Annotated in this window: 19 protein-coding genes and 2 pseudogenes; 7 read left to right on the forward strand and 14 right to left on the reverse strand. The window is 61.9% G+C overall.

Features of this window, described 5'->3' with window-relative positions:
- Window positions 1–59: 59 nt before the first annotated feature.
- The 6 genes from ACVWYI_RS33065 to ACVWYI_RS33090 all read right to left on the reverse strand — a co-directional run bounded on the left by ACVWYI_RS33065 (window position 60) and on the right by ACVWYI_RS33090 (window position 5,016).
- Window positions 60–848: a sugar phosphate isomerase/epimerase family protein gene (locus ACVWYI_RS33065; protein WP_247348448.1), complete on the reverse strand. Its 789-nt coding sequence runs from the start codon at window positions 846–848 to the stop codon at window positions 60–62.
- Between the two features lie 29 nt (window positions 849–877).
- On the reverse strand, window positions 878–1,534 hold the full coding sequence (locus tag ACVWYI_RS33070) for a hypothetical protein (RefSeq protein ID WP_247348450.1): 657 nt from the start codon (window positions 1,532–1,534) through the stop codon (window positions 878–880).
- 14 nt (window positions 1,535–1,548) lie between these two features.
- Window positions 1,549–2,043 (reverse strand): type II 3-dehydroquinate dehydratase, encoded by a 495-nt coding sequence (locus ACVWYI_RS33075; RefSeq protein ID WP_247348452.1) that lies wholly within the window; start codon window positions 2,041–2,043, stop codon window positions 1,549–1,551.
- Window positions 2,044–2,078: 35 nt separating this feature from the next.
- Window positions 2,079–3,359: a TRAP transporter large permease subunit gene (locus tag ACVWYI_RS33080; RefSeq protein ID WP_247348454.1), complete on the reverse strand. Its 1,281-nt coding sequence runs from the start codon at window positions 3,357–3,359 to the stop codon at window positions 2,079–2,081.
- A gap of 55 nt (window positions 3,360–3,414) precedes the next feature.
- Window positions 3,415–3,924 (reverse strand): TRAP transporter small permease, encoded by a 510-nt coding sequence (locus ACVWYI_RS33085; protein WP_247348456.1) that lies wholly within the window; start codon window positions 3,922–3,924, stop codon window positions 3,415–3,417.
- Window positions 3,925–3,999: 75 nt separating this feature from the next.
- Window positions 4,000–5,016 (reverse strand): TRAP transporter substrate-binding protein, encoded by a 1,017-nt coding sequence (locus ACVWYI_RS33090; RefSeq protein WP_247348459.1) that lies wholly within the window; start codon window positions 5,014–5,016, stop codon window positions 4,000–4,002.
- Between the two features lie 230 nt (window positions 5,017–5,246).
- Here ACVWYI_RS33090 and ACVWYI_RS33095 point away from each other — a divergent pair.
- From ACVWYI_RS33095 to ACVWYI_RS33105, 3 genes and pseudogenes are all read left to right on the forward strand, one after another.
- A pseudogene (locus tag ACVWYI_RS33095) lies at window positions 5,247–5,907 on the forward strand (GntR family transcriptional regulator).
- Between the two features lie 56 nt (window positions 5,908–5,963).
- Window positions 5,964–7,133: a M24 family metallopeptidase gene (locus tag ACVWYI_RS33100; RefSeq protein WP_456664216.1), complete on the forward strand. Its 1,170-nt coding sequence runs from the start codon at window positions 5,964–5,966 to the stop codon at window positions 7,131–7,133.
- Window positions 7,130–8,029, forward strand: a complete 900-nt coding sequence (locus ACVWYI_RS33105) for an SMP-30/gluconolactonase/LRE family protein (RefSeq protein WP_456664217.1) — start codon at window positions 7,130–7,132, stop codon at window positions 8,027–8,029. Before ACVWYI_RS33100 ends, ACVWYI_RS33105 begins: the two co-directional genes overlap by 4 nt.
- Before the next feature lie 89 nt (window positions 8,030–8,118).
- Here the strand turns inward: ACVWYI_RS33105 and ACVWYI_RS33110 are convergent, their stop codons facing one another.
- The 6 genes from ACVWYI_RS33110 to ACVWYI_RS33135 are packed head-to-tail and all read right to left on the reverse strand — an operon-like array spanning window position 8,119 to window position 15,117.
- Entirely contained in the window at window positions 8,119–9,123 is a 1,005-nt protein-coding gene (locus ACVWYI_RS33110; protein WP_247348467.1) for an NAD(P)H-dependent flavin oxidoreductase, read from the reverse strand.
- Between the two features lie 45 nt (window positions 9,124–9,168).
- A complete protein-coding gene (locus ACVWYI_RS33115; protein ID WP_247348469.1) occupies window positions 9,169–10,356 on the reverse strand; it encodes an acetyl-CoA C-acyltransferase in 1,188 nt (395 codons plus the stop codon).
- 51 nt (window positions 10,357–10,407) lie between these two features.
- Window positions 10,408–11,538: an acyl-CoA dehydrogenase family protein gene (locus ACVWYI_RS33120; protein ID WP_456664218.1), complete on the reverse strand. Its 1,131-nt coding sequence runs from the start codon at window positions 11,536–11,538 to the stop codon at window positions 10,408–10,410.
- A 21-nt stretch (window positions 11,539–11,559) separates the two neighbouring features.
- On the reverse strand, window positions 11,560–12,741 hold the full coding sequence (locus tag ACVWYI_RS33125; protein WP_247348472.1) for an acyl-CoA dehydrogenase family protein: 1,182 nt from the start codon (window positions 12,739–12,741) through the stop codon (window positions 11,560–11,562).
- Window positions 12,742–12,755: 14 nt separating this feature from the next.
- A complete protein-coding gene (locus tag ACVWYI_RS33130) occupies window positions 12,756–13,493 on the reverse strand; it encodes an SDR family oxidoreductase (protein WP_247348474.1) in 738 nt (245 codons plus the stop codon).
- 19 nt (window positions 13,494–13,512) lie between these two features.
- Window positions 13,513–15,117: a class I adenylate-forming enzyme family protein gene (locus tag ACVWYI_RS33135; RefSeq protein ID WP_247348476.1), complete on the reverse strand. Its 1,605-nt coding sequence runs from the start codon at window positions 15,115–15,117 to the stop codon at window positions 13,513–13,515.
- Between the two features lie 227 nt (window positions 15,118–15,344).
- Between ACVWYI_RS33135 and ACVWYI_RS33140 the strand changes: the two genes are divergently transcribed.
- The 3 genes and pseudogenes from ACVWYI_RS33140 (at window position 15,345) to ACVWYI_RS33150 (ending at window position 16,760) form a co-directional block, all read left to right on the forward strand.
- The gene (locus ACVWYI_RS33140; RefSeq protein ID WP_247348478.1) at window positions 15,345–16,085 is read left to right on the forward strand and encodes an SDR family NAD(P)-dependent oxidoreductase; all 741 of its coding nucleotides are present in this window, start codon (window positions 15,345–15,347) and stop codon (window positions 16,083–16,085) included.
- Window positions 16,086–16,150: 65 nt separating this feature from the next.
- Window positions 16,151–16,273: pseudogene (locus ACVWYI_RS33145) on the forward strand (glutathione S-transferase family protein); the annotation flags it as partial.
- 178 nt (window positions 16,274–16,451) lie between these two features.
- Complete coding sequence (locus ACVWYI_RS33150) at window positions 16,452–16,760, forward strand: glutathione S-transferase family protein (protein ID WP_456664219.1); 309 nt, start codon at window positions 16,452–16,454, stop codon at window positions 16,758–16,760.
- Between the two features lie 33 nt (window positions 16,761–16,793).
- Here ACVWYI_RS33150 and ACVWYI_RS33155 read toward each other — a convergent pair whose 3' ends face one another.
- Both ACVWYI_RS33155 and ACVWYI_RS33160 read right to left on the reverse strand, forming a co-directional pair.
- Complete coding sequence (locus ACVWYI_RS33155) at window positions 16,794–17,993, reverse strand: CaiB/BaiF CoA transferase family protein (protein ID WP_247348483.1); 1,200 nt, start codon at window positions 17,991–17,993, stop codon at window positions 16,794–16,796.
- Window positions 17,994–18,068: 75 nt separating this feature from the next.
- The gene (locus ACVWYI_RS33160) at window positions 18,069–18,701 is read right to left on the reverse strand and encodes a 2-hydroxychromene-2-carboxylate isomerase (protein ID WP_247348485.1); all 633 of its coding nucleotides are present in this window, start codon (window positions 18,699–18,701) and stop codon (window positions 18,069–18,071) included.
- A gap of 238 nt (window positions 18,702–18,939) precedes the next feature.
- Between ACVWYI_RS33160 and ACVWYI_RS33165 the strand changes: the two genes are divergently transcribed.
- Window positions 18,940–19,452 carry a winged helix-turn-helix transcriptional regulator gene (locus ACVWYI_RS33165; RefSeq protein ID WP_247348488.1) on the forward strand — a complete coding sequence of 171 codons (513 nt, stop codon included), beginning with the start codon at window positions 18,940–18,942 and terminating at the stop codon, window positions 19,450–19,452.
- The last annotated feature ends 19 nt before the right edge of the window (window positions 19,453–19,471 follow it).

The following is a 19,471-nucleotide window of genomic DNA, read 5'->3' on the forward strand; positions in this document are numbered from 1 at the left end:
GACATCCCAGGAGCAATCGGCTTGCGACATCCCGCACACCCCTTCCCGTCCCGAAATTCTCAACGCTGGCTGCGCGCCCGCTCCATGATGGCTCTGCCCGCCGCCAACGCCCGGCGCGCGCGCGACGCGGCATCGACGCTCTTTGCCAGTTGAACGGTCGGAACCTCGATGCTGATGGTCAGGTCATTCGGCATCGCGCTTGCCAGCCCCATCAGGTCTATTCCGCCCTCGCCCGGAAACATCCGCTCCTCGCGAGCCGCATGGATGAGCTGCTCCGTGGTCGCCGGGCGTTCGGCCGGGCCGTCGCATAGTTGCCAGTAGTGAAGGCGTTGCGCCGGGATGGCGCGGAGGTCCGCAAGCGAACTCTGCGACCGATCGAAATGCAGCGCATCGACCAGAATGCCGGCACCGGGACGATCGATGCCGCCGACGATGCGCATGGCGGTCTTCAGGTCCGGAACGCTCGTCCAGGGCATGAATTCGAGATCGGAAGTCAGGCCATAGTTCGCTGCCGCATCACAAAATTGCTGGTAGCGATCCGAAAACCGCGCCAGATCCGGATCGTAGGCTGCGACGAGGATGTGTTTGGCGGCGAGGCGCGCGCCCACCTCGAAGAAGGGCGTGAACGACGCGACGTCCGTTTCCGGTCTGAACGCAACGACCTCGAGATCGGCGACAGTCACCCCCGTCAGCTCCAACCGCCGAAGCGTCTCCCGCAGGAGCGGCGCATCGTCCATCAGGCGATAGGCAACACCGCCAGGCGTGGCGGGCAATAGCCTGAGCCCGACTTTTTCGTAGCCGCAGTGCGCCGCCAATTCGATCATCTCGGGCGGCGCAAGCTCGAGCACCGTCAGCGCGGCGAGCGAGAACGCTGCCATCAGCCGAAATCCGCGATACGGGCGTCGAGCGCAAACATGCTTTGATAAACTTCCGGCTCGCTCGCCCCGGTCACGACGTCGGGGGCAATGTCCGCCACTTTCCGCAAGGCAGCCTGCAAAGACGCGACGTCGAGTGCCTCGATCAGCAAAAGCCCCGCGAAAAAGCCCTCGTTCTTCCGCATGCCCTTTTCGGCAGTCGGCACCGATGTCCGCGCCTTGTCGGTCGCGCCGATCTGCACGGCGGCAACCCCGTCACACCCAACCAGCGCCTGAGCCAGACTTTGGGGATCTTTCGGCAACGTCTCGATCCGGAGCGCCGCGATCGACGCGCCCTCGCCCCGCCCTTCCCGCGCGACCATGACACCCCCGCCTCGCATGAAATTGCCGAGCTTCGGCATGATGCGCTGTGACCACGGCGTCGGTGCGTTGAGACGCGCCAGATAGGCTTCGCCGTCGAGCACCTCCGGTGTTTCCAGCTCATACAGAATGAAGAAGCGGTTGATGTCGTCTCTTGCCGCGCGGAACACACGCGATGCCAGGAAACCCTTCGTCGTCACGCGCTCGGTCGTGTGCTCACGCGTCAGCCAGTGCCGATAATCGATCAGATCGTGAGCCTCGACGTCGCTCCAGATGGCAAGAAATCCCCTTCCGCGCATCCCGCCCTCCTTGCCTACGCTTTGCCGCCGGCCGCAAGCCCGTGCAGAGCCGGCGCGATGGTCTGAGGCAATTGCCCAAGCCGTTGGACGGCAGCCAGAATCGCGGCAAGATAGCCGTAAGGACCCAGGCCGCAAATGACCGCCGTGCAGGCACTCGAGGTGATCGAGTGGCGGTGCAGCTCGTCCCGCGCGTGAATGTTCGAGATGTGCACCTCGATCTTCACGCCCTCGAAAATCTTCAGCGCATCGATCAGCGCGATCGAGGTGAACGAATAGGCCGCGGGATTCATGATGATTGCGTCCGCGTCGCCATGGGCGGACTGGATCAGGCTGACGAGCTCGCCCTCCATGTTCGATTGATAGAACGACATCGAAACTCCAAGCTGATCGGCCAGCGCCTGGCAGCTCGCCTCGATCTCCCTAAGCGTCGTCGCGCCATAAATGTGCGGCTCGCGGATGCCGAGGAAATTGAGATTGGGTCCGTTGAGGATCATGATTTTAGCGGCCATTTTTGTCCCTCTTGTCCTTTGTAGAAGCTAAGCGACTAGCCGCCAAACCATTTTGCCGGGATCGTCACCAATCCCGGGAATAGCACCATCGCGAACAGGACGATCAGTTGCGCGATCATGAAGGGCCAGACACCCTTGATGATATCCTCCATGCTGATCTTGGAGACGCCACAGACGACGTTAAGCACGATGCCGACCGGTGGCGTGATCAGGCCTATGGAATTGTTGATGATGAAGAGTACGCCGAAATAGATGGGGTCGATATGCGCCGCCTTGATGACCGGCATCAGGATCGGCGTGAGGATGAGGATCGTCGGCGTCATGTCGAGCGCCGTTCCCACGACCACCACGATCACCATGATCGCCAGCATCAGGAGCGTGTTGTTCCCCATGAAGGGCTTCAGGAGATCGACGACCTGAGCGGAGATTTCGGACACCGTGATGAGCCAGGACGACACCAGCGCTGCGGCGACGAGGAACATGACGACGCTCGTCGTCACGGCAGACGACACCAGGACCGCGTAGATCTCCGACCATTTCAGCTCGCGATAGATGCAGGTCGCAATGAACAGCGAATAGACGGCGACGACGACGCCGGCCTCGGTCGGCGTGAAGATGCCGAAGCGCAAGCCCACGATGATGATCCCGGGCAGCATGAGCGCCCAGAACCCGTCGGTGACGGCGTGCAGAATTTCGCGGAGCGAGGCCCTCGGCGGCGGCGACAGGTTCTCCTTGCGCACCACCCAGTACCAGGCGAGGCAGAGGCCCAATCCAAGCAGGAGGCCGGGAACGATGCCGGCGAGAAACAGCTTGGAGATCGACACGTTGGCGGCGACGCCGAAGATGACGAAACCGATGCTGGGCGGAATGACGGGGCCGATGACGCCACCGGCGGCCACGAGACCAGCCGCGTAGGACTTCTTGTGTCCCGCGGCCACCATCATCGGCACCAGCAGCGCCGCGAGCGCGGCAGCATCGGCCGCTGCGGATCCCGACAGAGACGACAGGATACAGGCCGCCATGATCGTTACGTAGCCCAAACCGCCCCGGAAATGCCCGACCGCAACAAGGGCGACATTGACGATGCGCTTGGCCAGCCCTCCCTTGTTCATGATCTCGCCGGCGAGCATGAAGAAGGGAATGGCCATCAGCGGAAAGCTGTCCGCGCCGTTGATGACGTTCTGCGCCACGATCTGCGCGTCGAACATGTCGATCGTGCTCATCAGGGCGACGCCGCAGATGAGGAGCGCAAAGGCGATCGGCATGCCCAGCGCCATGGCGCCGAGCAGCGAGAACGTAAAGACGGCGATCGTCATGGCGTGATCCAGGTGACGCGAAGGAAATGAACAGGCGTGATGGCGGTGGAGGACATCATTGCTCCTCCGATTCCCTCACAGCCACCATGTCTTCCTCGCTCGCCTGCCCGCTGATCACCCGGTACAGGTCGTAGAGAAGGATAATTGCGGCTGACACGCCAAAGACCACGCCGACGGCATAGAATATCCCGATGGAAAAACCGGTGGCCGGCGCACGGTCGTCGATGTTGATGATGGTCTGGCGCCAGCTTCCCGAAAGCAGCAGCCAGTCGGCAAACAGCATCAGGCAATAGTTGATGACGAAGCAGATGCGCTTGCCGGAGGCCGGCAGCATCCGGACGAGGGTGTCGACGCCGAGATGGGCGTGCTCGCGAAGCGCGACGATTGCGCCGAGAAAGGTCAACCAGACCAGCAGCCAGCGCGACAACTCTTCGGAAATCGCGATTCCGGAGTTGAAGCCGTAACGCAGGACGACATTGCCGAAGACCAGGACCACCATCACCGCGAGACAGGCGGCAATGACGGCTTTCAGGAACGTGCAATAGAGGTCGAGAACTCGCGCCATGCGTGACGTCCGGGCAAATGAGGGTGTGAGCCGGCCACTGGCCGGCTCCGCCGCGTGCGTGATGAAAGAAGTCGACTACTTCACGTTCTTGCGGATGCGCTCGACCTCTTCGTTGAAGAGCTTCACCGTCTCGGGAGGAAGATTGGCTGAAGTCTTGTCCGCGACCGGTTGCGCTGCCTTCCGCATGCGCTCCGTTTCTTCGGGAGCGATCGCGTTGTACTGCATACCCTTGGCCTGCAGCTCCGTCAGAGCCTTTTCAGTCTGAAGGCGCGTCTGCTCCTTCTGGTAGCCGCGGCTTTCTTCATAGGCTTCGCGCATCAGCCCCTGCTCGGTCGGCGACAGCTTGTCCCAGAAGGCCTTGCTCACCAGAATGATGTTCAGGGTGAAGGTGTGATTTGTGGCGGAAACGTATTTCTGCACTTCGTAGAATTTGTTCGAGAGAATGACCGTGTAGGGATTCTCCTGGCCGTCGACGGTGCGGGTCTCCAGCGCCGAATACAGCTCACCGAAGGCCATCGGGACCGGATTGGCCTTAAAGGCACTGAAGCTTTCGAGATAGACCGGGTTCGGAATCACACGAAGCTTAAGGCCGCTGAAGTCCTCAAGCTTGGTGATCGGGCGGGTGCTATTCGTGACGTTGCGGAAGCCCAGGCCCCAATATCCGAGGCCGATCAGCCCCTTCGACGGCAGCGTATCGATCATCGCCTTGCCGAATTTGCCGGTCGCGAGAGCATCGGCCTGCTCGGTCGTGTTGAACAGGAACGGGAAATCGATAAGACCGAATTCCGGAATGACGGTGGCGAGTGATGTCGTCGAGGCCGACAGCATCTCCTGGGTGCCGCCGCGCAGCGCGGATTGCTGCTGCAACTCGTTGCCGAGCTGTGAAGCCGCGAACTCGCGGACCTTCATCTTGCCCCCGCTCTTTGCCAGCAGGATCTCGGCGAACTTCTGCACACCAAAGCTGACGGGGTGATCGGTGTTGTTCAGGTGGCCCCACCTGATCGTCCGCTCCTGGATGTCCTGAGCTGATGCGCCGACCGTCAGCGCCACGCAGATCGCCGTCGCAGACAGCGCCCGTACCAACAAACTCATTCTTACCTCCCTGTTCAATCGGGCACGATCGCGGCGTTAGGCCATTTATTTTCTGCACCCTCAGGTCAATCAAAAAACATAACTATATTTCTCAGTCAAATGATAAAGATGATTTCATCTGATATTTTTGATTACATACGACGTTGGGGTTCTGCTATATTGCTGGTAACATTGATAGTTCGGCCGCCCCATCACAGGGCGTTGCGCGCGCGTTTGCGGGATCGGAGAGCATGACGTCACTTGAGGGGAGGCCCTTGTCGGCGGGCGACAGCGGTTATCAGCGGATTCGATCCGACATCATTTTCGGCGTGCTGACGCCCTCCGGGCGGCTCAAGCTCGACGCCATGAAGGAAGATTACGGCGTCAGCATCTCCACGCTGCGCGAGATCCTCAACCGGCTGACGTCCGAGGGCTTCGTGGTCGCGGAAGGTCAGCGCGGCTTCGAGGTGGGCGCCGATATCCATCCAGAACCTGCGTGAGCTCGCCGGTCTCCGCATCCTGCTGGAACATCATGCGATGGCCGAGTCGTTCCGGGCCGGCGACGTGGAGTGGGAAGGCCGGGTGGTGTCAGCGCATCACAAGCTGGCGGCGACCGAACGCACCGTCCTCAGCGAAGGCGACGATCCTGAGCTGCGCAAACGCTACGACGGCGAATTCCACCAGGCGCTCATTTCGAGTTGCGGTTCGCGCGAGCTGATGCAGACCCACGCGGTCGTGTTCGACAAATATTTCCGCTATGCGCTGCGCTACCGCGGCGCCGAGACGATCAATCAGCACAAGGCGCTGTTGGAATGCGCCCTCAAGCGCGACATCAAAAGTGCCAGGGCCGTGCTCACCGAGCACATCAACGGCTGCGTCGCGCATGCCCTCGCCTCCTGGAACGAGGGTTGATCGCCCGCGGCCTGGCGCCGGAGCGTCAGGCATAATTGTCGAGCAGCGAGAAACACATGCGTTGCGGCGTTCCCTTCTCCACGGCCAGACTCGACCGCCTGCTCGACGATGCCGGCATCGACGTGCTGATCGTCACCTCCAAGCACAACATCCAATACCTTCTTGGCGGCTACTATCACTTCCAGTTCGACTATATGGAGGCGATCGGCATCAGCCGGTACCTGCCCATTTTCGTCTATGTGAAGGGCGCGCTGGAGAAGTCGGCCTATATCGCCAACCGGAACGAGCGCGACAGCGTCCAGAACCGGACGAGCGACGGCTACTGGATGCCGGCGATCGTGTTCGGATCGTCGACCACGGTCGAGGCGATGGCACTCGCCGTCAAGCAGCTGAAGTCCGTCGCGCCATCTGCGCTCCGTGTCGGAATCGAGGGCTCATTTCTGCCGGCCGATGCGGCGGACGTGCTGCGCAGGGAGTTCGGCCATTGCCAGTTCGTCGAGGCGATGCGCCCGCTTGAGAAGCTGCGCGCCGTCAAGACGGCGGCCGAGCTGGACGTCCTCCGCGAAGCCTCCGAGCGGGTCGTCGCCTCCATGATGACTACGGTCAACCAGACCCGCCCCGGGCAGAGCAAGCGCGAGATCATCGATCATTTGCGGCAGGCCGAGCTGTCCCGGGACATGATTTTCGAATATGCGCTGGTGACATTGGGAACGAGCCTCAACCGGGCTCCATCCGAACAGCGTCTCGAACCGGGCGACGTCGTCTCACTGGATTCGGGCGGCAACTACCGCGGCTACATCGGCGACCTCTGCCGGATGGCCGTACACGGGACTCCCGACGGCGAGCTTCTCGATCTACTCGGCGAGATCGACCTGATCCAGCAGGCAGCCCGAATGCCGATCCGCGCCGGCCTCTCCGGCAGCGGCATTTACACCGCGGCCAACGAAGCGCTCGCGCGGTCCGCTTACAGCAAGCAAATGCATTTCGTCGCCCATGGAATGGGGATCGTCAGCCACGAAGCGCCGCGTCTGACGTCGAGCGGCCCTATCCCTTATCCCGCCGACGACGCCAACGAACCGCTTGAAGCCGGCATGGTCATCTCGATTGAAACCACGCTGCCCCACGCGCGCGGCTTCATCAAGCTGGAGGATACGATCGTTGTCACCACGGACGGATACGAGGCTTTCGGAGACAGCGCTCGTGGCTGGAATCGGATATCGGGATGACCGCCGACCTGATCCCCGCGCATCGGGTCGAGACCGCAGTAGCCGCGGCCGACATTCTCGGCGAGACGCCGTTGTGGTGCGACCGTTCCCGCAAGCTGTGGTGGGTCGACATCGACCGGCAGTTGCATCAATCCTTCGATCCGGCAACCGGCGCTCATCAGGTCTTTCCGTACGCGTGCAACTTCCTCGGCAGTCAGGCTCTGACGGCAGATGGCTCCCACCTGCTCGCGCAGGATCTGCGCCTTTATCGCCGGTCGTCCGGCGACGGTCCTCCAAGTCAGCTCTGTGAGGTCGAAAGCGGTCCCGACAACCGCCTCAACGACGGGCGCGTCGACGCGCGGGGCCGACTATGGATCGGCACCATGGACAACCAGCTGCATCGGCCGAACGGGTCGCTGTATCGTGTGGACGCGGACGGGCGGACGGCGCACATGTTCGGCGATGTCATCGTCACGAATGGAATTGCGTTCTCACCCGACAATCGCACGCTCTATTTCACGGAAACGAGGCGATACCGCACCTGGCAGTTCGACTTCGATCTCGATGACGGCGCGATCCGCAACAGACGACTGTTCGCAGACTACAGCGCCTCCGGGGAGAGGCCTGACGGCGCGTGCATCGACGTTGCCGGCGGGCTGTGGACCGCATTCTTCTCCGGCGGCCGGGTGATACGCTACCGGCCGGATGGCCGGATCGACACCGTTATTCCGGTGCCGGCGACCAATCCGACCTGCTTGTGCTTCGGCGGACCTGATCTGAAGACATTGTTCGTTACGACGGCGAGGAAGTTTCTGGATCGCGAGCAATCGAGCCTTGAACCCCAAGCGGGTCATGTTCTTGCCATTCATGGCATCGCACAGGGACTTCCAGAGCACCGCTTCGCCAATTCATTCTGAACTCTTGCCAGCGGGCCATTGATGGCAAGTATTCCTTGCCTCCTAACAACCGCTATTCTCTTCGGCCATTCGCCGCTCCCGGCGTGCCTTCACGCGACCTTCAGGGCTGCCTTGCTGTCGGAATCGAGGAATCCTGTAAGTCGGTCCCTGATCAGTCGCTCGGCGTCCGCCATGATGCGATCGATCAGCTCCTTCACGGTCGGAATGTCGCGAATGAGTCCAACGACCATGCCGCAGCTCCAGGCGCCCGCGTCCATATCGCCGTCGATCATCACCTTGGGATAAACGCCCCCCACCTGGTCGTGGATATCGTCGATCTTGAGGCCCTTGCCCTTCGCGCGCTCGATCTCGAGCAACTGCTCGACACCCTTGTTGTTCAAGACTCGCTCCGTATTCCGGAGCGCACGCATGACCAGCCGGGTGTCCAGCTCTGATGCCTTGACCAACGCATTCTTGACGTTCTCATGCACCGGCGCTTCCTTGGTGGCGATAAAGCGCGTGCCCATGTTCACGCCGGCGGCGCCCATTGCGAGTGCCGCAACCAAGCTGCGCGCGTCGGCCATGCCGCCCGAGGCAACGAAGGGTATTTTCAGCTCTTCGGCCGCACGCGGCAACAGGATCATATTGGGCATGTCGTCTTCGCCGGGATGGCCGCCACATTCGAAACCGTCGACGCTGACCGCATCGCAACCGATCTGCTCGGCCTTGAGCGAGTGCCGCACAGACGTACATTTGTGGATCACCTTGATGCCGACTGCCTTCAGGGCGGGCATATACTGTTCGGGGCTGCGCCCAGCAGTTTCGACGATCTTGACGCCGCCCTCCCTGATGGCAGCGATGTATTCCGGATAGGGCGGCGCGGTGAAGGTCGGCAGAAAGGTCAGGTTCACGCCGAACGGCTTGTCCGTCATGTCGCGGCAGCGCGCGATCTCCTTGGCCAAAAGTTCCGGTGTCCGTTGCGTCAGGCCGGTGATGACCCCGAGCCCGCCGGCATTCGACACAGCGGCCGCAAGTTCGGCGAACCCCACATAGTGCATTCCACCCTGAATGATCGGATGTTCGATGCCGAACATTTCGGTGATTGCTGTCTTCACAAATGCCTCCAGTATGTTGATGGACGTCCGGTTCCGGCGAGTTGTCTAATGAATGATTTCGAGCAGCCCTGCTGCGCCCATGCCGCCCCCCACGCACATGGTGACGACAGCGTATTTGGCCTTGCGCCGGCGGCCCTCGATCAGGGCGTGGCCGGTCAGCCGCGCCCCGGTCATGCCGTAGGGATGGCCGACTGCGATCGAGCCGCCGTTGACGTTGAGCTTTTCCGGATCGATCCCGAGCTTGTCGCGACAATGGATCACCTGCACCGCGAATGCCTCGTTCAGTTCCCAGAGATCGATGTCATCGACCCTAAGTCCGTGTCGCTTGAGCAGTCTGGGCACGGCATAGACCGGACCAACGCCCATCTCGTCCGGTTCACAGCCGGCCGAGACAAAGCCGCGGAAGATACCGAGCGGCTTCAGCCCCTTCTCCGCCGCCAGCTTGTCGCTCATGATGACAGCGGCACTGGCACCGTCGGAAAGCTGACTGGCATTGCCGCCGGTGACCGTGAAGCCCGGCCCCTTGGCCGGCTTGACGCCTGCGAGAGCTTCGGCCGTCGTATCGGGACGCGGCCCCTCGTCAGCCGACAGCGTCACCTGCTGATAGGACACAGCGCCACTCGCCTTGTCCGTGACCGCCATGGTCGTCTTGATCGGTGCGAGTTCGTCTGTGAACCGGCCGGCCTGCTGCGCAGCTGCCGTCCGGCGCTGACTCTCCAGGCTGTACTCATCCTGGCGTTCACGCGAGATATGGTAGCGTTTCGCCACGACCTCGGCGGTGTCCAGCATCGCGATGTAGGCGTCTCCCTTCATCGCGAGCAGCTCCGGATCGACGGCATGAAAGCTGTTGTATTGGTTGTTCTGGACCAGGCTGATGGATTCGCCGCCGCCGCCGATGGCGACCTCAACGCCGTCGAAAATGACCGAACGCGCAGCCAGCGCAATCGCCTGAAGCCCCGACGCACACTGGCGATCGATCGTCGTTCCGGCCACGCTCACCGGAAGTCCAGCACGCAGCAGCGCCTTGCGCGCGATGTTGGTCCCCGTGGTGCCCTGTTGCATGGCGCAGCCCATCACGACATCCTCAACCTCCGCGCCCTCGACCTTCGCGCGCGACAGTGCCGAGGAGATGGCATGCCCGAGCAGCGTCGCGCCTTCGGTGTGATTGAGCGCGCCCTTGTAAGCCTTGCCAATGGGAGTACGCGCGGTCGAGACGATCACGGCTTCGGTCATTTTTACCTCGGGTTGGGGTACGGCAGGCGAGTTGCTGCGTTGAATGGAGATTCAGCTCTGCTGCGCGTACCGCATCAGATGATAGGAGGGGTCTCCGAACTGAATGTTGATGGAGCTTATTCGCTTGAAGTAATGGCCGACGTTCAGTTCGTCGCTCATGCCCATGCCGCCATGCAGTTGCACCGCCTGCTCTGCGACGAAGCGCGCTGCGTAGCCGACCTTGGATTTGGTGCCAGACGCCAGTTTCGATTCATTCGGCTCCTGAGCGGCGAGGCTGAGGTTCAGATGCTGGGTGAGCGAGATGGCCTCTTCGAGCGCGATGAACATGTCGACCATGCGGTGCTGCAACACCTGAAAGGTCCCTAGCGCTACCCCGAACTGCTTGCGGGTTTTGCTGTATTCGAGCGTCGCGGAATTCAGCACGGACATCGCTCCGACCGCCTCGGCGCAGAGCGCCGCAATGGCGCGCTCGCGGCAGGCCTCGAGGGCCGCAACGCCTTCGCCTTCGCGGCCGAGCAGCTGGCCGGCGGGCACCTCGACGTTCATCAGCGTCAGTTCGGCAGCGCGCCGTCCATCGATGGTCTTGAAGCTCTGCAAATGGAGATTGGCCGAACGGCTATCGACGACAAACAGGCTCACGCCGTCCCGATCGTGAGGACCACCGGACGTCCGCGCCGATACGATCAACTTGTCGGCCCACGGCGCACCGACCACCGCGGCCTTTGACCCACTCAGGACAAAGCTTCCACCCTGGCGCCGGGCTGTCGTGGTGACGTTGTTGAAATCATAGCGCGATCGCCCTTCCGCCCAGGCCAGCGCCCATATCGCCTCACCCTCCATGATCCTCGGCAGCAATGCCTCACGCTGTTCCGGCGAGGCGACCTCCTCGATCAGGCCGCCTGCGAGAACCACCGTCTCGAAATACGGTTCGACGACGAGGTTGCGGCCAAACTCCTGCATCACGATCATGGTTGCCAGCGAGCCGCCCCCCAGGCCGCCGGAGCTCTCCTGGAACGGCGCCGCGCAGAGTCCAAGCTCGGCGAAGGCTTTCCAGTGCCTGCGGCTCCAGCCCTCATCGGTCGAGACGATCTTGCGGCGCTCGTCGAAGTCGTATTGCTCGCGCAGAAAGCGTTGGATGCTCGAACGGAGCAACTCCTGCTCTTCCGTCAACTGGATGTCCATGAGATGCCTCGTGCGATGTCGTCAGAGACCGAGCACCGCTTTCGCGATGATGTTGCGCTGGATTTCATTCGATCCCCCGTAAATGCTCAGCTTTCGGGAGTTCAAATATTTCTCGGTTGCCGTGTGTCCATAGTCCGGTCCCGGCATGAACCGGTTGGCGGTTACCGGGTGCTCGCGGATGGCCAGCCCGTAATTGCCGATCGCCTGATGGGTCAGGTCCGTAATGCGCTGGAATATCTCCGTGCCCCTGATCTTGAACAACGATGCAGCCGGACCCGGATCGATGCCGCGCGACATCTGGGCAACGATGCGCAGCTCCGTCGCCTCCAGTGCGAGCACATCGAGCTCGACGCGCGCGATCTCCCTGATGAACTCTCCGAACGCCGGATCGCCCTCACCGACCTCGGTTCGCACGATCTGCTTGAGACGCGCGAGATGACGGGTCGACCGGCCGATCCCGGCCATGCTCGTACGCTCGTTCCCGAGCAGAAATTTCGCGTAGGTCCAACCCGTGTTCTCTTCGCCGATCAGATTCTCCGCGGGGACGCGCACGTCCTCCAGGAAGACATCATTGACTTCGTGCGATCCGTCGATCGTGATGATCGGCCGCACGGTAACCCCGGGCGATTTCATGTCGATCAACAGGAAGGAAATGCCGGCTTGGGGTTTTGCCGACGGATCCGTCCGCACCAGGCAGAAGATCCAGTCGGCATGTTGGGCCAGCGTCGTCCAGGTCTTGTGGCCGTTGACGACATAGTGGTCGCCGTCGCGCACCGCCTTGGTGCGGACTGATGCCAGGTCGGACCCTGAGCCGGGCTCCGAATAGCCCTGGCACCACCAATCCTCGCCGGAGAGGATTCGCGGCAGATACTTCTTCTTCTGCGCGTCGTTGCCGAAAGTGTAGATGACCGGACCGACCATGGTGACGCTGAACGCGAGCGGCGGCAGCGTCCCGGCCCGTGACGTCTCCTGCTCGAAGATGAAGCGCTGCGTGACCGACCAGCCCGGGCCGCCATATTCCTTTGGCCACAGCGGAGCGATCCAGCCCTTCCTGTTGAGTATCCGGTGCCAAAGCAGCGATTGCTCCTTGGTCAAATCGGTCTCGGGGTTTGGAACGCGCATTTCCTGCGGATAGTTCTCCGCAATGAAAGCGCGCAGCTCGTCACGAAACGCAGCGTCCTCACGGGAAAGATTGAGCTCCATCGTGAAAGCTCCCGCTACCACTTCTCGCCGAAGGGACGAATCTCCAGCTCGAAGGTCCAGGCGCTCCTGGGCTGCTGATAGAGCAGCCAGTAGGATTCGGCGACCGACGATGGCGGCATCAGGAGGTCGGGATCATCCAGTGCGTTCGGACCAAGCGCCTCGATCCGCCGCTGCCGTACCCATTCCGTGTCGACGCCGGAATCGATGATCAGATGCGCAACGTGAATGTTCTTCGGGCCCAATTCGCGCGCCGCGGCTTGCGCGACCGCCCGCAGGCCGAACTTGGCGCTGGCGAAGGCCGCATAGCCGCTTCCGCCGCGTAAACTCGCCGTCGCACCGGTGAAGAAGATATTGCCCTGACCGCGCGGCAGCATCAGGCGCGCGGCCTCACGGCCGGCGAGGAAGCCGGAGTAGCAAGCCATTTCCCACACCTTGCGGAACACCCGCTCGGTCGTGTCCAGAATCGGAAAATTGACGTTGGCGCCGATGTTGAAGATGCAAACCTCGAGCGGCGCATGCTTGTCGGCATCGCCGAGGAAGGAGATGATCTCGTCTTCCTTGCGCGCATCGAGCGCGCGCGCGTGAATTTCGCCGCCGGCCTTCTCGACCTCCTTGACCAGCGGTTCGAGCTTGGCGCCGTCGCGGCGTCCCGCAAACACCGTAAAGCCCTCGGAGGCGAACTTCTTTGCAATCTCGCTGCCGATATAATCACCGGCGCCGATCACGGCCACGGTCGCGTTTCTCTTTTGCAAGGGTCTTCTCCCGGTCAGGTTAGATCTGTTGTGTGCGAAGCGGGACGATCGGCGCCGGAGGGACTCCGCCCTCCGCGCGCAAGGACTCCGCGAGCTTGTGCTTGAGTATCTTGCCCGTAGACGTCGCCGGCAAGGCGTCGAGAACGATGATTTCGGACGGCCGCTTGTAGGAGGTGAGCTGGATCCGGACGAAGCTCATGAGATCCGCCGGCGTCACCTGCGCCCCCGGCAGCAATTGCACAAAAGCCACGATATCTTCATTGCCGTCTGCGGCACGGCCGACCACCGCGCATTGCACGACGTCCTTGTGCGAACTGAGGACCGCTTCGACCTCGGCGGGGTAGACGTTGAAGCCCGAGCGGATGATCATTTCCTTGGTGCGACCGACAATATAGAGGCAATCGCCGTCGAAACGGGCTAGATCGCCGGTATTGAACCAGCCTTCGCTGTCGATCACTTTGGCCGTCAGCTCCGGGGCGCGGTAATAGCCCCGCATCACGTTGCGCCCGCGGACGTGGAGCTCTCCGACTTCTCCCTTCGACGCCGGTCTGCCGTCGAGAGTCCGGATGCGCCCCTCTATTCCCGGCAGCAGCGTGCCGACCGCCTGATCGGCACGCGGTGCGTCGAAGCGCACGCCCGATATCCCCGGCGAACATTCAGTGATCCCGTAGCCGTTGAGAAGCGGCAGGCCGAGCTCCTGCTCCACTCGCGATTTCAGATTGAGATCGAGCGGCGCGCCGGCCACGGCGATCAAGCGCAACGAGCCAGGATCGAGCCGATGCAGACCCGACACACTCTTGTACTCCAGCAGGCGCTGATAGGTGGCGGGTACGCCGTTGAGGATGGTTATCCCCTCCTCCGCCAGCGCCTTTGCCGTCGCCGCGGGATCAAATTTGCTGACCATCCGCACCGTGCCGCCGACCATCAAGGTCATGATCAGGAGCGAGATGCCGACGATATGCGAGATTGGCAACACCAGGTAGATCTTGTCGTCTCGATTCATCTTGCGGAAATGCGCTGTGGTCCTGGCGCTGATCAGAAAATTGTCATGAGAGAGCATCACGCCCTTCGGCGTCCCCGTGGTGCCCGACGTGTAGATCAGCACCGCAACTTGCTTCGCGGGGTCCGCTTCCACCGGCTCGACCGTTGCATTTTCGTTGAGTGGCCCGACGCCGATGTTCGGCAGCGGGCCCAACTGCCTGTTCTCCGCGCCTAGGCGCGATGCGTGGACTGCGGCCTCCTTCGAAACATCCGATGCAAAGAACATCCGGCGGGCGCCGCTGTGGTCGCGAATCTGGTCGAGCTCCCGCGCTGACAATCGCGGGTTGGCGACGATTGCCCAGGCGTCGATCCGGCTCGCCGCAAGGAGCAAGGCCGCCAGCGAAATGCAATTTTCGCTGACGATGATCATCCGATCGCCTGCTCGCACCCCGAGTGAGGAGAGGACGGCGGCTGTCTCGCTGACCCGCTTGTCCAGGTCACGATAGCTCCAGCCGACGCCGCCTTCGACCAGAGCGATTCGATCCGGGGCATCGGCGGCATGGTCGGCCGTCACGTCATGGATGCGGCGCGGCAACCCTACAGCAATCTCATCGAGATCGATCGCCTCTGAAAGACCCGCCACCGCCACACTCCCGAAAAACGTGCGCCGCCTTTTTGCCGCGGTGCAGTGGCGTGGAGTTAACGTTCTTTTTTAGAACTCGTCAATCGCTAATCCTGACTTGGCTCTCTCGTTTCATCTGGACAGCAAACCTGCCGCTTTCCGACAGTTTATAGAATTCTGTTTTACAACGCCGCCGACAACAAGTATCTCTAGTACCAAATAAGAACTTATACCAACGGGAGAAACGGATGGAAAATCGCGGCGTAGCAATACTCGTTGGCGCAGGCGACGCCATCGGCGCGGCCGTCGCCCGGCGGTTCGCCAATGGCGGCTATACGGTTTGTGTCTGCCGGCGTGACGCGGCGAAATCCGAAGCACTGGTAGATGAACTCGCCGCTGTGGGCCACCGCATTCACGCGTTCAGCGTCGATGCTCGTCGAGAAGCCGAGGTCCAGAAGCTCTTTGCCGAGGTCGAAAGGAATATCGGACCGATCGAGGTCTGCCTTTTCAATGCCGGATCTAACGTCAACAAGCTGCTGACGGACACCACGGAAAAGCTTTTCTTCAAGGCGTGGGAACTGGCCTGCTATGCCGGATTCCTGGTCGGACGCGAGGCAGCGCGTGTCATGCTTCCGCGCGGACGCGGTACCATCTTCTTCACCGGGGCAACCGCCAGCATCCGAGGCGGCCGGGGTTTTGCGGCGTTCTCCTCGGCGAAATTCGGCCTCCGCGCGGTAGCCCAGGCCATGGCGCGCGAGCTTGGACCGAAGAATATCCACGTCGTCCACCTCATTATCGACGCCGGCGTGGACAGCGAGGCCATTCACCAGCGCATGAAAGCGGCGAAAGGAATCGAGGCAAGCGATATCCCCCCGGACAGCCTGACGAAGACGTCCTCTATTGCCGAAGCGTATTGGTTCGCCCATCAGCAAAGCCGCGACGGCTGGACCCATGAACTCGACCTTCGCCCGTCAGTGGAGAAATGGTGATGAGCACAACGGATCTCACCCTGTGGGGCGCCGGTACGAGCCGCACGATCCGTGCGCACTGGGCCATGCACGAACTTGGCTTGTCTTACAGCGTCAAGCCGATCGGGCCACGGACAGGCGAGACCAAGACCGCTGAATACACCAGGCTCAATCCCCGCCAGAAGATCCCGCTGCTGCAGGACGGCGACTTCTGTATCGGCGAAAGTGCTGCGATCGTTGCCTATCTGTCGCGGATGTATTCCACGCCGGAATGCTCGTTGATTCCAGACGCCGCCCGCGATTACGCCGCGTGGCTCGAATGGTGCTTCTTTATCGTGGCCGAACTCGATTCCACGAGCCTTTACGTCATGCGCCGCCACCGCGCGGATGCGCTGGGACAACATTTATGGAGTTGCGCCCGAGGTCGTCGCACAAGCCGGGGAATACTTCCGGCAACAATTGCGACACGTGGAGGTCGCGCTGGCAGACGGCCGGACGTTCTTGATGGGTCAGCAATTCACCAGCGCCGACATCCTCCTCGCGACGTGTCTGGACTGGGCCGTCGCTTACGGCGTCGACATTTGCGACAACGCGCAACCCTACCTTGAACACATCAAAGGCCGAGAAGCCTATCGGCGCGCCGTCGAGGCCAACGTTCCGACGGGACCGATTACGGCGGCGGCGGCGAAGATCTGAGAGCCTCTCGGCGGTCGCGAGAAGGGCTTCGGATCAGACGGCCACGCGCAAGCTGCGTTCGGCGACCATCCTGTCGATGGCGCCGTCGTCGTAGCCAAGCTCGCGCAACACCTCGCGCGAGTGCTCGCCGACCCGCGGCGCAGGTCCGCCGATCGCGGCTTCATTAATTTCGAAGCGAGCCGCCGGCTTCGGCTGCCTCACCCGGCCGACCTTCGGCTGATCGAATTCCGCGATGATGCCGCGCGCGACCACCTGCTCGTTGTGAATGATTTCGCCTCGCCGCAATATTGGCGCGCACGGGACGTCCGCGGCATCCAGCCGCTCCAGCCATTCGGCGGTCGTGTGCTGGGCGATATACTCCGCCATCTTGTTGATCCGCGCGGTGGCGTTGACCGAACGCGCCGACGGCGTCGCAAACCGGGGATCTTTGGCAAGCTCGGGATCGCCGGAGGCACGGCAAAATCCCTGCCATTCGGAATCGGAAATGGTGCCGGCGGTGATGTAACCGTCGCTGGTCTTGAACACCAGATCCGGCCGGTCATTCGGATCGGCAGCCGCCGCCTCGGCGCCGACCACGGTGTACTGCATCATGCCTTCCGGCCACAGGTACGAGATCATCACATCCAGCATCGCAACCTGGATGTGGTCGCCCTGCCCGGTCTTCTCGCGCGCATAGAGCGCGGCCGCCACCGCCTGCGCGGTGAACACGGCGGTGGTCTTGTCGCATACGATGGTGCGGATCATCTGCGGCCGGTTCGTGACCGGCTGCGACTGGATATCGGCGAAGCCCGACAGGCCCTGGATGATCGGATCATAGACGCGCTTCTTCACATACGGACCGGTATCGCCGACTCCGCTGATCGAAACGTAGATCAGGCGCGGATGGCGCTGACGCAATTCCTCCGTGCCGAGACCGAGGCGCTCCATGGTGCCGGGCCGGAAGTTCTGCACCAGCACATCCGCCTGCGCGATCAGCCTGCCGAGCACCTCGCGACCGGCGAGGCTCTTGACGTCGATCGACAGCGAACGCTTGCCGCGGTTCGAGGAGATGAACAGCGCCGAAAATTCTCCATCCTTGTCGATGGTGGCACGGCTGCGGCGGGTGATATCGCCACCGATCGGCTCGATCTTCAGCACGTCGGCGCCCTGATCCGCCAGGAACATGGTCGCAAAGGGACCCGACACGACGCCAGTCAGATCGAGGACACGAACACCGCTAAGCGGGCCAGGCATGGCTTTCTCCCTGAGCTTACTTTTGATTTTTGGTCCGGGTGCTTGGCTTTCGCCTCAACCGGACAGCCGGCGCCGCTAGGCGGTCTTGGGAAGGGGTTGCCTGGTCTGTTCGACGATCGACTCCTCGACGTCGCGGATCTGGTCCTTGCCGAAGAACATCTCCTTTCCGACGAAGAATGTCGGCGAACCGAATGCCCCCCGGCTCACGGCGTCGTTGGTCAGATCGATCAGCCTCTTCTTGACGTCGTCCTGCTGCGCACGTGCGAGCAGCCGGTCGATATCGATGCCCGAGGAGGTAAAAGCACGCCGGAAGATTTCGAGGTCGTCCATCTTCTTGGGCTCTTCCCACATGTGATGGTAGGCGGCGCGGAAATAGGGCTGGAACACACCTTCGAATTGCGCAGCGACAGCACCGCGCATCAGCATCAGCGTGTTGACGGGGAAGAACGAGCTCTGGCGGAATTTCGTGATGTTGTGGCGACGGATAAATCGCTGGGTCTCCAGCGCCTGGTATTCCGGCTTGTTCTTGATGCCACGGAGCGAGTCGAACGGCGACATGTTGCCCGTCGCCTTGTAGATGCCGCCAAGCAAAACCGGGACATACTCGAATTTCACCCCGGTGCGCTGCTCGATCCCCGGGATGGCGACTTCCGCCAGATAAGCATTGGGACTGCCGAAATCGAATTGAAATTCAACCTTCAGGGGCATGTCGGCCTCTCCCGGAAAACGCGTTGGATGGTGAGGTTCGACGGTCGGCCAGTCGAACCCAGGCTCCTGATTATTGATACAGTTCTAAAAACGAACTGTCAATTCCGACGTAATCCCTGCTGTTTTATCCTGCTTGGCAAGGGATTGTTTCGAGTTAGGTACCGATCTAGAATGGTAGCGGGACCAAAAGCTCCCTGGACGATTCGAGCGGAAGCCGCGAGCAGACTGGAGATCTTGAATGAAATGGGGTGAGCTGGAGGAAGAGCCGTGCTCGATGGCCCGGACCATCGGCGTGATCGGCGATCGCTGGACCCTCATGATTCTGCGTGAGTGCTTCCTGCGCACACGCCGCTTCGAGGGATTTCAATCTTCGCTCGGTATCACACGCCATCTGCTCGCCGAACGGCTGAAGAAGCTGGTCCGGCAGGGCGTGTTGCGTCGTATCCCCTATCAGGACTCGCCCAAGCGGCACGAATACATCCTCACCCAGAAGGGGCTCGATCTCTATCCGATCATGATGGCGATCGTGCACTGGGGCGACACTCATATGGTCGACGCGCGCGGGCGGCCTTTGCTGCATCAACACCGCAAATGCGGCAAGGACTTCGATCCGGTCATGATTTGCTCCGAATGCGGCGAACCGCTTTCGGCCAAGGAGGTTCATACCCACCCCGGCCCCGGTGCTCGCCGCACCCCGGCAATAGCGGCGCCAGAGAAGCCGAAGGCAAAGACCCGCCGGAGCGCCGCCTGAGGTCGATCGCTCGAGAGCG

The organism is Bradyrhizobium sp. LB13.1 (assembly GCF_054056815.1).